Source organism: Marinobacter sp., assembly GCF_041687235.1.
Taxonomy (GTDB): domain Bacteria; phylum Pseudomonadota; class Gammaproteobacteria; order Pseudomonadales; family Oleiphilaceae; genus Marinobacter.
In genome coordinates this window covers 10,873-26,039 of the sequence record NZ_JAWLCH010000018.1, presented here as the reverse complement: position 1 = coordinate 26,039, position 15,167 = coordinate 10,873, and the positions used below count along the sequence as shown (strand labels likewise).

Here is a 15,167-nt window from a genome sequence, read left to right as displayed (position 1 = left end):
TGGTCAGCGTTGGGCATCCTGCGTTTGCGCTGCTTCTTCTGTCAACGACACCGGAGCCAGTTTTAACCCCGTCAGCCGTTCTTCCTGCTCCCGCACGCCATTGCCGTTGCGGTCTGCAAATTCCGTGGTCACTGCCCAGGCCAGAGGCTGCTCTTCATTGGCTTGCCGACTGTCTATGGTTATCGGCTGCCCCGGGTTATAAATTAACCAGCCTTTGGGCCCGTTTTCTGTTTCTTTTTGTTCAACAACCCGAAAACACCAGGTTGCAGGTGCCAGTTGTTCGGGCTGGCATCGCCCTGCGTAATTGCCCCACTGGTGTTCCACCAGCTCGAACGGGTTGATGCCATGGTGCTCCGTAAGGCGTCCGTCTCGGCTCAGCATTACCTCGGCGCCCTTGATCACCAGTGCCGATTTCAACTGCCCGACCACCATATTGGCAGCCCGTTCTTCGGCGTTTCGGGTTTCCCGCTCCAGTACGCCCAGCAGGAACCACCACAGAACACCCAGCACCAAAACCACGACCGCCAGACGAAACTTGCGGGAAAGCGCAAGCCCGCTGGCATCCGACAACCTTGCCGCTGGCACTCAGCCCCGCCCCATGGCGGCGGCCCCCAGATCCCAGATCGGGAGGAACACGCCCAGCGCCAGAATCAACACCAGGATGCCCATGGCCACAATCAGTATCGGTTCGATGGATTCCGCCAGCCGTTTAAGGCCGTAATCCACGTCTTCATCGTAAAAGTCGGCCACGTTGTTGAGCATGTCGTCCACGGAACCGGTTTCCTCGCCCACTGCAATCATCTGCAGAATCAGCGGGGTGAACATTTCGCTGTGCCGGGCAGTTCTGAGCAGGCTCTCGCCCCGCTCGATGCCGGCGCGCATATCCTTTATGTGGGTCGAGATCCAGGCGTTATCCGTGGTGTCAGCCACCACGGTTAATGCGGTTGTTACGGGCATGCCGGCGGACAGCATGGTAGCAAAGTTCCTCGCGAACCGACTGAGCGTGATCAATTCCAGCAACGGTCCGATAATCGGCAACCTGAGTTTGTAGCGGTCCCAGGTCAGTCGGCCCTGTTCCGTCTGCTTCCACTGCCTAAGCAACAGTCCGCCAGCGGCAGCAGCGAACAACATTACGTACCAGTAGGCCAGGAGGAAATTGGAAGTTCCAACCAATACCTGGGTCAGGAACGGCAGATCGGCCCCCAGCTTGTTGAACACCGAGGCAAACTTCGGGATGACCAGGAAGTTCACGACCATCAGAGCCGACAACAGCGCAATGATGACGAATGTCGGGTAGCGCATGGCCTGCTTCAGACGCCGCTTGGTATCTCTCTCAAGTTCGAGAATTTCTGACAGGCGGCGGAAGGCGTCGTCCAGCATCCCGGTGTTCTCACCCACATGGATCATGGCAATGAACAGCTCGGAGAAGACCTTCGGGTGCGCCTGCATGGCCGTTGCCATGGTTGTGCCGCCTTCAAGCCGGGTGGTCACATCCTCCAGAACTTCTGCCAGCACCGGCGAGCGAGTGGTCTCCGCAAGGCCACGCATGGTTCGAATCAGGGGAATGCCTGCCTTGGTCAGGGCATGCATCTGTCGGCAAAACACAATCAGCTCATCGAGGGTGACCTTCTTCCGGAAGATCGGCAGCCGGTTCAATCGATCAACCACCGATTCCGTTTCCTGAACCTCGCGGATGGCGAGCGGGGTAATACCCCGACGCATCAGTTCGGTGGCAGCGGCATCGGCATTGGGCGCGCCCAGCAAACCCTGCTGGACACTGCCTCGATTATCCTTGCCCCGGTAGCTGAACTGCATCAGGCACCTCCCCCGATCGGCTCATCCGGCAGGGGAACTTCATCTTCCGGTGAGAACTCGCCCTCAGAGGTAGCCGCTACCCGGGCCACCTCGTCCAGCGTGGTTGTCCCCTGCAACGCAAAATCCATCGCGCACTGTCCAAGGGGCCGGTAGAGAGGGCTCAGCCGGGCGGCTTTGGTGAACTCAGAGACATCCTGCCGGCGCAGGGCATCCAGCATGGCCTCGTTCATTTCCAGCATTTCGTAGACGCCAATCCGGCCTTTATAGCCCGTGTTACTGCACTGGTAACACCCGCGGCCATGCACGAACCCGGCTTCCATATCCAGCGGATCGAGATCAAAGCTGCGCAGCCAGACCATTTCCTGCTCTGTGGGCGCGTAGGCCTCGGCGCAGTTATCGCAGACCCGCCGAACCAGTCGCTGGGCCACAACGCCCAGCAGGGAACTGGCCACCAGGAAGGGCTCCGCACCCATATCAATCAGTCGCATGGCACTGCTGATGGAATCGTTGGTGTGCAGGGTAGAGAGCACCAGGTGACCGGTCATGGCCGCCCGCAGGCCGATTTCAACGGTTTCACGGTCCCGCATTTCACCCACCAGGATGACGTCCGGATCCTGACGCAGCGCGGCCCGGAGTACATTGGCGAACTCCAGCCCGATTTTCGGGTTCACCTGGACCTGGGTAATCCGGGGCAGGCGGTATTCCACCGGGTCCTCGGCGGTGATGATTTTCACTTCTGGACGGTTCAGTTCCGTCAACGCGCCATAGAGCGTGGTGGTTTTACCGCTACCGGTGGGCCCGGTCACCAGAATCATGCCGTGGGGCTTTTTGATCATCCTGCGGAACCGTTCCAGCAATTGAGACGGCATCCCGGTGCCGTCGAGGTTCAACATGCCCTGGCTCTGGTCCAGCAGACGCATGACCACCGATTCGCCGTACTGTACCGGCATGGTGGATACCCGCACGTCGATACTGCGGCCCTTCACCCGAACATTGAAGCGCCCGTCCTGGGGCATTCGCTTCTCGGAGATGTTCAGACCAGCCATCAGCTTCAGGCGAAGAACCAGTGCGGCATTGACCCGCTTTTCCTTCATCACCTGTTCCTGGAGCACGCCATCCACCCGCTGCCGGATGCGGACGACTGTCTCGTCCGGCTCGATGTGAATGTCCGAGCTTCGGGCCTGAACCGCGTCCTCGAACAGCGTTTGCAGCAGCTTGACCACCGGCGCCTCAGCGCTTTCGGATTCGGCGGACAGATCGGCGAGGTCGAAGGCATCGTCGCCCAGTTCGTCTTCCAGCTCTTCCGCCAGCGATGCGATCTCATCCGTGCGTCGGTACACCAGATCCAGCGTGTTCAGCAGCTCGCTTTCACGCACCACCGCCTGTTTGATGGGCTGTTTGAGAATGCGGACCAGCTCGTCGTAGGCAAAAATGTCCAGGGGATCGGCCATGCCCACCAGCAGTTCGCCACCTTGCTCCGCGAGTACAATGCTGCGGAACCGTCGGGCCATGGCTTCCGGCAGCTTCTTTACCAGCTCGTTGTTGAACTGGTAATGGCGCAACTGAACGAAGGGCACGTCCAACTGCCGGGACAGGATATTGAGCAGGCTATCCTCGTCCACATAGCCGAGGTCGGTCAGGGTCTTGCCAAGTTTCCGCCCCGTGCTTTTCTGCTCGCGCAGGGCTGTCATCAGTTGCTGCTCAGTAATGACATCATTCTGAACCAGCAGGTCGCCTAACCGGACTTTCTTTTTGGGCTCTGTTGTCATCATCCCGCCTGCAAGGATTTCAGTCGTTCACGAACGTAGTCCACCAGGGACGGCGAAAGACCGGGTAACTGTGCGGCCTGGCTGTAGGCACGAACCGCGCTATTGATTTCGCCGCCTGTTTCCAGGGCAATCGCCAGGCCCACCCACCAGGCCGCGCGGCTGTCATCCTCGGCGATCAGGGCTGACCAGTGTCGCGCAGCATCGGTATTGCGGCCCGCCTGTTGCAACAAGGTGGCCAGGGTCACCCGATACTCCGCGTGCTGATCCACCGCAGGCACAGCGCTCTCAAGGGTAGCCAGTGCTGCAGGCAGCTTGCCGCTGGCATGCAGCGCCCTGGCTCTGAGCAAACGCAGCCCGGCATCGCTCTCGGTGACGGACTCCGGCAACCACGCCAGTGCCCGGTCGGCCATACCCTGGACCAGCATCTGACGGGCAAAGACTTCCCGACTGGCCGTGGCTACCTGAGTAGACGCCAGCTCCTGCAACCGCTGCTCAGCCTCTCGGGTTTCACCGCTTCGGAGTAATGACGACAGCTCCCGACTGACTCGGCGGTCGATGGCTTCCGGCGTCTCACGTGCCTGCTTCACCGGCGGCGTTGGCGTCTCTGCTTCCTGGGCTGGCTGGTTCTCTGCCACCACCGGCTCACTGGCGGCGGTTTCCGGTTCGGAGGCCTCGACGCTCACTGGCTCGGGCTCACGCGCCTTGGCGACTTCCTGAGCTGTCGCTTCTGGCGGGGCCGCCGTGTCTGGCTTGGGGGCAGGTGGCGGCTCGCTGACCGGCTCATTTTCCACCTCGGTCATGACTGGCTCAGCGACTACCTGGACGCTGTCCGCTGGCTGTGAATCGGCAAGATTGATCTCGCTCACCTCGCCTGCGCCTGCTTCAGGCTCCGGAATGGTTTCAGACACTGGCTCGATGCTGGCCTCGGCTGGCATTTCTTCACCGCTGTTCCGGGTCATGAACCAGAAAGCAGAAGCGCCAATCAAGCCAGCCGCTAGCAGCAGCACCATTGCCCATAGCCCCGACCGCCGGTGCCCACGCGAATGGGCGTGACCAGCATAGGCCGCAGCCACCTCAGGCCGGTTCTGCCGCTGTTCAGCGGCCCGCAGGGCGTCATTCAGGAGGCTCATAACCACCTCCCGATCAGGCCCGGAGACCGTACGCTATCGGTATCGCGGATAGCCTGCAGGGCATGGCCGCGCTCAATCAGGCGATCGCCCCGACCCCAGGCCGCCAGCATGGACTTGTGAGCAAGAATATTGACCAGCCTGGGAATACCGCCAGAAGCCCGGGTGATCAGGCGCAAGGCACCCGGCGCAAACAGATCGGCACCGTTGTATCCTGCCTGTGCCAGACGATGCCGCAGATACTGGGCAACGGAGTCGCGGTCCAGTGGAGCAAGGCGATAGTGGAAGGTGATGCGTTGATTCAGTTGCCTCAGGCTCTGCTTCTGAAGCAGCACATCCAGCTCCGGCTGGCCAAACAGGACCACCTGCAACAGCCGGATACTTTCGGTCTCGAGGTTCGTGAGCAGGCGCAACGCCTCAATGGTCTCCTCCGGCATTGCCTGGGCCTCATCAATCACGAGGACCACCGGCTTCTGTTCCATGGCGTGGGCAATCAACCGTTCGTTGATGGCCTTGAGAACCTGATGGGCATTGGCACACCCTGACATATCCACACCCAGCTCCTCGGCCACCGCTTCGTAAAGGGTTTCCGGCGTAAGGTGCGGATTCGGAATGTAGGCGGTATGGGCAATCTGCTCCAGCTCATTAAGCAGCAACCGGCACAACAGCGTTTTACCGGTGCCCACCTCGCCAGAGATCTTGATAAAGCCTTCCCGCTCTTTCAGCGCCACCAAAAGCAACTCCAGCGCATCACCATGGCTGGGCGCCCGCAGGAAATAGCGGGTATTGGGCGTCAATGCAAACGGTGCTTCCTGCAGTCCGAAATGGGCTTCGTACATGCTATCGAACGGCTTTCTCCGGTTCCGGTGTGACGGATTCAGACGATTGCAGCAACTCGCGCAGCACATTCATGCGCTCCCGGCTGGCAGAGACATCGGCGTTCATCTCTGGCGTTCCGGCCACAACTGGCCGTAAAAGGATCACCAGCTCGCTCTTGCGCGACTGGAAGCGACGCTGCTTGAACAGCTCTCCCACCAGCGGGATGTCGCTGAAGAAAGGCACTGCGGAGTTATTGTCTTCACTGGAGTTCTGGATCAGACCGCCGATCACGACAATCTGCCCGCTCTCGGCCCGAATAACGCTGTCAGTTTCACGCACCGTGCTGCTGGCCAGGGGCAGTGTCACATCACGCTCGCCGATGGTAATCACCTTTTCCTGATCGGTCACTTCACTGACAGAGGGATGAACATGCAGTGTAATCACGCCACTCTCGGAAATCTGCGGAGTGACATCGAGGGAAATCCCGGAGAAAAACGGCGTCAGTTCCACAGAGGTCGATGTTGAATCGGTGGCTGTCACGGCGGAGTTGTTATCATCAAAATCAATATCTGTGACGAAGAACTCGTCAGTACCCACCTTGATCACGGCTTTCTGGTTATTCACCGTTGAAATTCGGGGGCTGGAGAGAATCTGCACGTTGCCCTGCTCACCAAGCAGCTCGATGAGCCCGGTAAAGTCGCCGGCCCGCACGCTGGCAGAAAACAGCCCCCCGATATCCGACGTCTGAATCACCTGGCCGGCCAGTGCCTGTGCGGTAAAATCCTCCGGCAGACCATCCGAGGCGGTAATACTCGACGCGCTCTGGATATCCGACCAGTTGATTCCCTGCTGATAGCCCTCGTTGAGCGCGATCTCCAGGATCTTGGCTTCCAGGATCACCTGGCGCTGCATGATCAGCTCGGTGCGGCGCAGATACTCCTCAACCATCCGCAAATCCTCGGAACCGGCACGGACCATCACCAGACCTGCGCCCGGATTAACGATGACCTGTTGGCCATCATTGCCACCGACAATCATGCTCAGCGCGGTTTGAATGTCCTGCCAGAAATCCGAAGCCGTTTCCGTGGAAATGGTTGTTCCCACCAGGTTGCGGGTCTCACCGGAACCGGTGCTATCGCCACTGCTATCAGATCCGCCGGAACTGCCGCCACGAGCACCGGTCACCTGGCCCGAGCTGACCCGGGTCTCCGAGCCGCCCTTGCGTTTGAAATGCAGGTAATCGATCGGGAACAGCCGGGTCTGCACCTGATCAGCCCGAACACGGAAAAGCCGACCATTGCGGTGGATATCCAGCCCATAGAGCTCCCCTGCAATATCCATCACCTCCGGAACGGTTACATCCCCCAGCCGCAGGTCGATACTGGCGCTGACATCGGGGTGAACCACCACGTTGTAGCGGGTTCCGTCCACCAGCGATTCAAAAAAGCTTGCCGCAGGCACGCCACGAGCGTTGACGTCAAAGCGCTCGTCCAGATCGGCGCCGTCGGAGAGCGGCGGGAGCAATGCGGCGCTCACATCGGCAGGCAATGACGCAGGAGCCGGTTTCGCTTTGGGGTTTGTTGCCTCTGCCCGCCCAGCCTCTTCGAGGCTCTGATCAATCGCATCGGCGGCGTCGGTTGATGTAGCCGTTGCCGAGCGCATCAATGGATTGTTACTGCATGCCGTCAACACCAGGCTCAGAGCCAGTGCACCGGTGATTTTAATCGTTGTCATGAAAATCCGATTATCTGTCATTGAGTTCCCCGAACCTGCGGAAGTCTCTCCAGGTACAACACCCGTTCGCGGCCGTTATCCGTTACCAGAACACGATTGGCATAAATCCGGATAACCCGCACGTTGTCAAAACCCTGGCCTTCCCTGAGGGCCTCACCTTCGATAACGGCGACACGCCTGTCCTTGCTGAAAAGAATTGAATCCAGTGCCAGAGCGCGTTCTGGCGCTGGCTTGGCAGCAGTTTCTTCAAGGCCTGGCGGCCTGGTCGGATCCTGCAGCCCATGGGACGCACCGGGCAAAAGAACCAGCGTACACGCTGCCAGTAAAACCCACCGGTGTGTTAACGCACCCAAACGCTTGCTCATCTCACACCCCCAGCCAGGCCTGATCCAGGCTCAGTGTCCGAACCCGGATAACGGCCTCACCGGAAGGCCAGTCACCAGCGCTGTATTCAAGCCGGATCCACCCGAGACGTTCGTCCATCGCCTCAAGCCTCTCCAGATAGTTCAGCACATTGAGGTAGCTCCCCTTGATGTGGAGCTCGACATCGTGTGCATAGAGCAGTGGCTCTGGTGATTCCGGTTGCTCTTGCGAGGATTGTTCGGCCCGTTCCGGGGAAAAAACCGGGGTCGGGGTCTGGAGTTCCAGTGCCTGCAACTCCAGTGATTCCTGGGCTGCCAGAATGTCACGTAACAGCACCACCATGGCCTTGGGCGCAATCAATTGCCCGGTGGTGTCGGCGATTTGCCGGTTGAGTCGCTCCAGCCTCTGCTGACGGGTGTTCAACCGGTTCCGCAATTCCCGGGAAGGATCCGTGGCAAGCTGCTCATCAAGCATCTGTTGCTGCGCCAGCAGATCGTCCCGGCTGCTGGAGAGTAATTGAAGACGACTTTCCAGGCTCCCGTTCTTCTGCAGCAATGGTGTAACAGCGAGCTCCCAGGCCACAAACAGAACAAGCACCAGGGCCGTCAGCAGGATCAGCGCCCGCTCACGGATGGGGCGCTGGTTATACCAGTCTGCAGCCCGGGCAAAGGAACCTGACGACACATTTGCCATCAGCGCCCCTCCCCGTCTGGTTTGGTGGAGACGTGAAAATCAATCCAGCGGCCTTCGTCGGGCCGTGACAATCTGAACACGCCAAAGGTTCGTCCGGTGAACGCGGGTTCCTCACCCAGATTTTCGAGGTAGACGGGTACCTGGGCCCCGGCACGGCTGCGGCCTTCAATGGTAACCTTGTCAGACCCCGAGTCCAGAATAACGCCTGTTAACCAGACATCTTCGGGAATCTGTCTCGCAAGGGCCGCCATCTGCGGTGAGAAATGGCGACCTTCGGACAGCACGAGATTCTCCACTTTTTCAAGCAAACGCTGACGACGGGCAATGGTCTGGGTAACCCGATCCAGCGCCTCTTCGACTTCCGAATCCGGCTGACGGGCCTGCACGGCCGACCTGAGTTCGGCCACCGCCTGCTCGAGCCGTTCATTCTGACGCTCCAGGTTCGAGACCTCGGTTGCCAACGAGGCATTCTTGTAGGCAAACAGGCCAGCCACCGAGACAACCATGATCAGTCCCAATACAAGAATACCCAACGCCGTGCCCGCCTGGAGCCTTTCCCTGCGAGGCCGAAGCTCCTCAGTGTAGAGGTTGACCTGCTGGATCATCGGCGACCATCCTCCGGCATCGGCAGCGCCGCACTCCAGGCCGGCAGGCATCGACTGTCCAGATCAGACTCCAGACCAAGGGCACGCCAATCGAGGGTTTCAATACCGGCGGCGACATAGGAAGAAAGCATCGAGGCAAGCGGCAGTACGCTGTCACGGGCGACGAGACGAATCATCGCTGGCGGCACCTGGCCCAGCTGGCTCTCGTAATAATCCAGGGAGCGCTGCATTTCCAGGGCCAGAGACTGTACCGCAGATTCCTGCCGGGCCGCATCCCGGAGATCCTCGGAGGTAACATCGAGGCGGCGGGACAGATACAGGGTATCGTCTTTACAGATCACCATCTGGCCATAGCCCTCTTTGAGATGCACCAGCGCGGCACCTCGCTTGTTGTCATCCAGCCTGCACACCAGATTACGCAACGCGAGTTCAGCAATATCAATGCGCTCCAGCTCCAGGCCAGCGTCCTGAACCAGCGCCACCAACTCTGAAACCAGAGATTTTCTGGCCGCAACAACATTCACCAGCTCGCCACGGCCGCGGGACGCATCCTTGGGAAATGGAAACACATCGGAAACCGCCTCAGAGGGGGTGAAATCGAGAAAATCCTTCAATTTCCACTTCAAGGCATCGCTCAGCTCCGACTCTTCGATGCCCTCCGGACGATCCATCTGGAATACCTGATACTGATCAAGGGGCAAAACAAGCGTGGTTGCAGCACCTGACCAGCCGTGATCGTCCACCAACCCGAGCAGGGCCGCCTGGCGCTTCGCTGGCAGACAATCGGCAAAGCCTGACCGCCCGGCTCCGGGACCGCCGGATTCCGACCAGGCGATGCCGTCCGGGCGAATCTCAAGACACACCCGCAGACGTGCTCCGGGGTGCCCGAACAGACCGGTCAGTTTTCTGAGCATTGATGTCTTTGTCATGGAGTCCGCTAGAGAAGGATCCGGAGGCCACTCGCCGGCCTCAAGTCGTTATTATGCTGCCTAAAAAACAGGCGCTTTTTACAATCGATTACATGATAGATGAGAAAGTGAACGTAACTCCACGTTTTTTTGGCTGATTTCACATCGTTTTTGCAAGTCCGTAACAATAAAGCCCCCGCATGGCGGAGGCCTTATTCACTTCGGATATCCAGATCCTGAGGAAGTTTCCATCAGAAGGGGATGTCATCATCAAAATCGTCAACCGGCTCTGGCATGCTGCCCTGTGACGACTGGTTGCTATAGCCCCCGGACTGCGACTGTGGTGGCGGATTGTTCTGCTGGCCGGCCGGCGCGTTGTAGCCGGACTGCTGCGGGCGGCCCGCCGGGGCACCCTGGTTCATCCCGCCTTCGCCTCCACGGCTGTCCAGCATCTGCATCTGGCCGCTGATATCCACCACAACCTCGGTGGTGTATACATCCTGCCCTTCCTTGTTCTGCCATTTGCGGGTCTGAAGTTTGCCCTCAATGTAAACCTTGGAGCCCTTGCGCAGGTACTGGCCCGCCACCTCTGCCACTTTCCCGAACAGAACCACCCGGTGCCATTCCGTTTTTGGAACCAGCTGACCGGTCTGACGATCCTTGTAGCTTTCGTCGGTTGCAAGATTCAGGTTCACCACGGCATTGCCGTTGGGGGTGTAGCGGGTATCCGGGTCCTGTCCCAGATTACCGATTAGAATTACTTTATTAACGCCTCGTGCCATGTTCTGCTCCTGACTCTGTTTTCAGGGATGCCCGCGTTCCGTGCGGGCTTCCGGATTTCAAGAATTGCTAGCCTGCCGGACAAAGGAAAAGTCCGCAAGTAACGCTTCATCAAATTGCTGCCGATCCACCTTAAGATAGGCGGTGCCAGCCTCTTCCACAATCACCACGTCCTGCACGCCTGGAAGGCGACGGAGATTGTCATCAATATCGTCGTACTGCCCGCTCATAACCTGGTGCAACTGTACCACGAAACTGGCGGTATAGCCGGGTGCCGGCATGGTAAGCGCCACCAGCAACCAGAGGCCAAGCACCGCCACCATAAACCAGAGCACAGCCTGGATGCCTGCCACCTCCAGCAGGAAACCACCCAACGCGCCACCGAGGAATGCGCCCATGAACTGGGAGGTGGAATAGACACCCATGGCGGTCCCTTTGCTGGCGGCAGGCGCTTCCTTGCTGATCAGTGACGGCAGACTGGCCTCAAGCAGATTGAAGGCCATGAAGAAGAAAAACAGCACGCCCCAGGCCGCCATCAGACTACCAGATACACCAGCAAACCCGGCGGTAGCCAGTGTCAGCAGCGCAATCGCCCCGCACAGCACTGGCTTCATCTTGCGTTTTTTCTCCCCGATGATGATAAAGGGCACCATGGCAAAGAACGACGTCACCATCACGCTCAGGTAGAACCACCAATGGGAACCGGTGGCCAGACCAAACTGCTCCTGTAACATTGAAGGAAACACCAGAAACAAAGCCGTCAGAACGAGATGTAGCGCGAAAATTCCGAAATCAAGACGCAACAGGCGGCCGTCCGAAAGCACGCGACCCAGCATCTCCCTGGCGGGATGAGTATCGGCGCTGGTTTTGTGTTGATGAGGGGTCGGAACCAGGCGATGAACAATTACCAGAGCCAGCACGGCCAGCGCCGCCGTCACATAGAAAATACCAGACAATCCCCACCAGGCGCCAAGAAGAGGCCCAAGCACCAGTGAGACAGAAAACGACAAGCCAATGGTGATGCCCACGGACGCCATGGCCTTGGTTCGCTCTTCTTCCCGGGTCAAGTCACTGAGAAGCGCCATCAGGACACTGGCGATCGCACCGGCGCCCTGAAGAATCCGACCGGCAATCACAACGTATATGGAATCCGTGGCCCCGGCCAGAAGACTGCCGGCAGCAAAGAGCACAAGGCCGATGTAAATCATTCGCTTGCGGCCAACCCGGTCAGACAGCATGCCGAAGGGAATCTGTAACAGGGCCTGACTGAGCCCGTAGGCGCCAATGGCGAAGCCAAGCAGGGCCGGCGTGGCACCTTTCAGGTCTTCTCCGAGCAGCATGAACACCGGCATGACCATGAACAGTCCGAGCATGCGCATGGCGTAGACAGACGCCAGGGCCGAAACGGAGCGTTTTTCCAGCGCATTCATGGCAAGTACGTACCTCAGCCGGGGTTGAAAGCGGTCAGATTGAGGGCACATATCCCTCGCAGGCGGCGCATTGTAGCAGAAGGTTCCGAAACGGGGGACCGATCACGAAGCGCCTGATCCGCCATCATTTTCGCCGCAGCGGGCCCAACGCGGTATAATTTTCGTTTTTATCCGAGCGAGGTGTTATGGACCATATCCAGATCAAAGGGGCGCGAACCCACAACCTGAAGAACATCGACCTGGATATGCCAAGGGACAAACTCATCGTAATCACCGGCCTCTCTGGTTCCGGCAAATCGTCCCTTGCGTTCGATACACTCTATGCCGAAGGTCAGCGCCGCTACGTGGAGTCGTTGTCCACCTATGCCCGCCAGTTTCTCTCGATGATGGAGAAGCCGGATGTGGACCACATCGAAGGCCTGTCGCCGGCCATCTCCATCGAGCAGAAGTCCACCTCCCACAACCCCCGCTCCACCGTAGGCACCATCACCGAAATCTACGATTACCTGCGCCTGCTCTTTGCCCGGGCCGGCGAGCCCCGATGCCCCGACCATGGGCAACCCCTGGAGGCGCAGACCATCAGCCAGATGGTAGACCAGGTGGTCGCCATGCCAGAGGACAGCAAGCTGATGATCCTGGCTCCGGTGATCCGGGACCGGAAGGGCGAGCATCTGCAAGTCATTGAAACCATGCGCAGCCAGGGCTTCATCCGCCTGCGAGTGGATGGAACGGTTTACGACATTGACGATGTGCCGGACCTGGACAAGAAACGCAAGCACCAGATTGATGTGGTCGTTGATCGGTTCAAGGTCAAGCCGGGCCTGGAGCAGCGGCTGGCAGAGAGTTTCGAAACCGCCCTGCAACTCGCAGACGGTATTGCCCTGGTCGCGCCTATGACCGGCGAAGGGGAAGAACACACCTTCTCCGCCCGTTACGCCTGCACCCAATGCGGCTACGCCCTGAGCGAACTCGAGCCAAAACTGTTTTCCTTTAACAATCCCGCAGGCGCCTGCCCTACCTGCGACGGTCTGGGCGTCAAACAGTTCTTCGATCCCGAGAAAATTGTCCACCATCCCGAGGCAACCCTGGCATCCGGGGCCATCAAGGGCTGGGACCGCCGGGCCGTCTACTACTTCCAGATGCTGGGCAGCGTGGCAGACCATTACGGTATTGACCTGGAAACGCCGTGGGTGGACCTACCCGAGGACTTCCGCAACGTACTGTTGTTTGGCTCAGGCGATGAAGACATTCCTTTTCGCTACGTGAACTCCCGTGGCCATATCATGGAGAAGGCTCATCCGTTCGAGGGCATTCTGCCCAACCTTGAGCGGCGCTACCGTGAGACCGACTCACAGAGCATGCGGGAGGAACTGGCTCGGAACCTGAGCACCCAACCGTGCAAGGAGTGCGGAGGGTCCCGACTGCGCCGAAGCGCCCGCCATGTCTTTATTGAAGAAAACAATATTTCTGATGTTACCCACTTGCCGGTTGGCGAGGCCCACAATTACTTCGAAACCCTGGCGCTCCCGGGCCGAAAAGGCGAAATTGCCGAGAAAATCCTGAAGGAAGTACGCCAGAGGCTTCAGTTCCTGGTAAACGTCGGCCTCGAATACCTGACTCTTGAGCGCAGCGCCGATACCCTCTCCGGCGGCGAGGCGCAGCGCATTCGCCTGGCAAGCCAGATTGGCGCCGGGCTGGTGGGCGTTATGTACATTCTGGACGAACCGTCCATCGGGCTACACCAGCGGGACAATGACCGGCTGCTGGCCACCCTCACCCACCTGCGGGACCTGGGCAACACGGTGATTGTTGTCGAGCACGATGAGGACGCCATCCGCGCCGCCGATCATGTGATTGATATCGGTCCGGGCGCCGGGGTCCACGGCGGCCACATTATCGGCCAGGGAACGCCACAACAGATCATCGAAAACCCCGACTCTCTTACCGGCCAGTATCTGAATGGGTCCCGGGAGATAGCGATCCCCAAGCAGCGAAACAAGGGCAGCGGGAAGTCGGTAACACTGGCTGGCGCCACGGGCAACAACCTGAAAGACGTGACCCTGAACCTGCCTTTGGGCATCATGACCTGCATCACCGGCGTGTCCGGGTCCGGCAAGTCGACTCTGATCAACAGCACCCTCTATCCGGTCGCCGCAGCCAAACTCAACAAGGCGACCAGCCTTAACCATGCGCCCTATCAATCACTCAAGGGGCTGGATAACCTGGACAAGGTCATCGACATTGACCAGAGCCCTATCGGCCGCACCCCACGCTCAAACCCGGCCACCTATACCGGCCTGTTCACCCCGATCCGCGAACTCTTCGCGGGCACCCAGGAGGCACGCTCCCGCGGCTACAAGCCCGGGCGTTTTTCCTTCAACGTCAAAGGTGGCCGGTGCGAAGCCTGCCAGGGCGACGGCGTGATCAAGGTGGAAATGCACTTCCTGCCGGATGTCTACGTTCCCTGCGATGTCTGCAAGGGCAAGCGCTATAACCGTGAGACTCTGGAAGTGCGCTACAAGGGCAAGAACATCAACGAAGTGCTGGAAATGACCGTTGAGGAGGGGCGCGAGTTCTTCGACGCCGTTCCTTTCCTGGCCCGTAAACTCCAGACACTGATCGACGTGGGCCTCTCCTACATTCGCCTGGGCCAGAGCGCCGTGACACTTTCCGGGGGCGAAGCCCAGCGGGTCAAACTGGCCAAGGAACTGTCCAAGCGGGATACCGGCAAGACGCTCTATATTCTGGACGAGCCCACCACCGGCCTGCACTTCTACGACATCCAGCAACTGCTGAACGTCTTGGAGCGGTTACGAGATCACGGCAATACCATTGTGGTGATCGAACACAACCTGGATGTCATCAAGACCGCAGACTGGATTATCGACCTGGGCCCGGAAGGCGGCTCCGGGGGCGGTCAGATCATCGCTGAGGGCACACCGGAGGAGGTTGCGAACAACCCGTCATCCCATACCGGCCGCTATCTCAAGCCGATGCTGGGAAAAGGTAAATTGAAGCCTCAGACCTGAACACGGGGTCAGAAGAAAGCTTTCTCCTGCCCCCAAGTTTAACTCCAGGCACAAAAAAACCGGGTACCTTTCGGAACCCGGTTTTTTCAGGGGCG

Annotated in this window: 13 protein-coding genes; 1 reads left to right on the top strand and 12 read right to left on the bottom strand. The window is 59.2% G+C overall.

The window, feature by feature from the left end; genetic code table 11:
* Positions 1–3 precede the first annotated feature (3 nt).
* From ACESMK_RS17795 to ACESMK_RS17740, 12 genes are all read right to left on the bottom strand, one after another.
* A complete protein-coding gene (locus ACESMK_RS17795) occupies positions 4–585 on the bottom strand; it encodes a hypothetical protein (RefSeq protein WP_373001555.1) in 582 nt (193 codons plus the stop codon).
* On the bottom strand, positions 586–1,815 hold the full coding sequence (locus tag ACESMK_RS17790) for a type II secretion system F family protein (RefSeq protein ID WP_373001553.1): 1,230 nt from the start codon (positions 1,813–1,815) through the stop codon (positions 586–588).
* Positions 1,815–3,584 (bottom strand): GspE/PulE family protein, encoded by a 1,770-nt coding sequence (locus tag ACESMK_RS17785; protein WP_373001551.1) that lies wholly within the window; start codon positions 3,582–3,584, stop codon positions 1,815–1,817. Before ACESMK_RS17785 ends, ACESMK_RS17790 begins: the two co-directional genes overlap by 1 nt.
* Positions 3,584–4,714, bottom strand: coding sequence for an MSHA biogenesis protein MshN (locus tag ACESMK_RS17780; protein WP_373001549.1), 1,131 nt, complete (start codon positions 4,712–4,714; stop codon positions 3,584–3,586). The genes ACESMK_RS17785 and ACESMK_RS17780 overlap by 1 nt, the downstream gene beginning before the upstream one ends.
* The gene (locus tag ACESMK_RS17775) at positions 4,711–5,550 is read right to left on the bottom strand and encodes an ExeA family protein (protein ID WP_373001547.1); all 840 of its coding nucleotides are present in this window, start codon (positions 5,548–5,550) and stop codon (positions 4,711–4,713) included. Before ACESMK_RS17775 ends, ACESMK_RS17780 begins: the two co-directional genes overlap by 4 nt.
* Before the next feature lies 1 nt (position 5,551).
* On the bottom strand, positions 5,552–7,264 hold the full coding sequence (gene mshL / locus ACESMK_RS17770; protein WP_373001545.1) for a pilus (MSHA type) biogenesis protein MshL: 1,713 nt from the start codon (positions 7,262–7,264) through the stop codon (positions 5,552–5,554).
* Between the two features lie 17 nt (positions 7,265–7,281).
* A complete protein-coding gene (locus ACESMK_RS17765; RefSeq protein ID WP_373001543.1) occupies positions 7,282–7,629 on the bottom strand; it encodes a hypothetical protein in 348 nt (115 codons plus the stop codon).
* A gap of 1 nt (position 7,630) precedes the next feature.
* Entirely contained in the window at positions 7,631–8,320 is a 690-nt protein-coding gene (locus ACESMK_RS17760) for an MSHA biogenesis protein MshJ (RefSeq protein WP_373001541.1), read from the bottom strand.
* Positions 8,320–8,925 (bottom strand): PilN domain-containing protein, encoded by a 606-nt coding sequence (locus ACESMK_RS17755; RefSeq protein ID WP_373001539.1) that lies wholly within the window; start codon positions 8,923–8,925, stop codon positions 8,320–8,322. Before ACESMK_RS17755 ends, ACESMK_RS17760 begins: the two co-directional genes overlap by 1 nt.
* Positions 8,922–9,854 carry a biogenesis protein MshI gene (locus ACESMK_RS17750; protein ID WP_373001537.1) on the bottom strand — a complete coding sequence of 311 codons (933 nt, stop codon included), beginning with the start codon at positions 9,852–9,854 and terminating at the stop codon, positions 8,922–8,924. The genes ACESMK_RS17755 and ACESMK_RS17750 overlap by 4 nt, the downstream gene beginning before the upstream one ends.
* Before the next feature lie 230 nt (positions 9,855–10,084).
* On the bottom strand, positions 10,085–10,615 hold the full coding sequence (ssb, locus tag ACESMK_RS17745) for a single-stranded DNA-binding protein (protein ID WP_373001535.1): 531 nt from the start codon (positions 10,613–10,615) through the stop codon (positions 10,085–10,087).
* A 57-nt stretch (positions 10,616–10,672) separates the two neighbouring features.
* Positions 10,673–12,043 (bottom strand): MFS transporter, encoded by a 1,371-nt coding sequence (locus ACESMK_RS17740; protein WP_373001533.1) that lies wholly within the window; start codon positions 12,041–12,043, stop codon positions 10,673–10,675.
* Between the two features lie 185 nt (positions 12,044–12,228).
* Here ACESMK_RS17740 and uvrA point away from each other — a divergent pair, with 185 nt between their 5' ends.
* Positions 12,229–15,072 (top strand): excinuclease ABC subunit UvrA, encoded by a 2,844-nt coding sequence (gene uvrA / locus ACESMK_RS17735; protein ID WP_373001531.1) that lies wholly within the window; start codon positions 12,229–12,231, stop codon positions 15,070–15,072.
* The last annotated feature ends 95 nt before the right edge of the window (positions 15,073–15,167 follow it).

Coding starts and splice junctions, on each gene's coding strand:
- ACESMK_RS17755 (WP_373001539.1), bottom strand. CDS start 8,925: ATGATCCAGCAGGTCAACCTCTACACTGAGGAGCTTCGGCCTCGCAGG.
- ACESMK_RS17780 (WP_373001549.1), bottom strand. CDS start 4,714: ATGAGCCTCCTGAATGACGCCCTGCGGGCCGCTGAACAGCGGCAGAAC.
- ACESMK_RS17750 (WP_373001537.1), bottom strand. CDS start 9,854: ATGACAAAGACATCAATGCTCAGAAAACTGACCGGTCTGTTCGGGCAC.
- ACESMK_RS17785 (WP_373001551.1), bottom strand. CDS start 3,584: ATGACAACAGAGCCCAAAAAGAAAGTCCGGTTAGGCGACCTGCTGGTT.
- uvrA (WP_373001531.1), top strand. CDS start 12,229: ATGGACCATATCCAGATCAAAGGGGCGCGAACCCACAACCTGAAGAAC.
- mshL (WP_373001545.1), bottom strand. CDS start 7,264: ATGACAACGATTAAAATCACCGGTGCACTGGCTCTGAGCCTGGTGTTG.
- ACESMK_RS17760 (WP_373001541.1), bottom strand. CDS start 8,320: ATGGCAAATGTGTCGTCAGGTTCCTTTGCCCGGGCTGCAGACTGGTAT.
- ACESMK_RS17740 (WP_373001533.1), bottom strand. CDS start 12,043: ATGAATGCGCTGGAAAAACGCTCCGTTTCGGCCCTGGCGTCTGTCTAC.
- ssb (WP_373001535.1), bottom strand. CDS start 10,615: ATGGCACGAGGCGTTAATAAAGTAATTCTAATCGGTAATCTGGGACAG.
- ACESMK_RS17765 (WP_373001543.1), bottom strand. CDS start 7,629: ATGAGCAAGCGTTTGGGTGCGTTAACACACCGGTGGGTTTTACTGGCA.
- ACESMK_RS17775 (WP_373001547.1), bottom strand. CDS start 5,550: ATGTACGAAGCCCATTTCGGACTGCAGGAAGCACCGTTTGCATTGACG.
- ACESMK_RS17790 (WP_373001553.1), bottom strand. CDS start 1,815: ATGCAGTTCAGCTACCGGGGCAAGGATAATCGAGGCAGTGTCCAGCAG.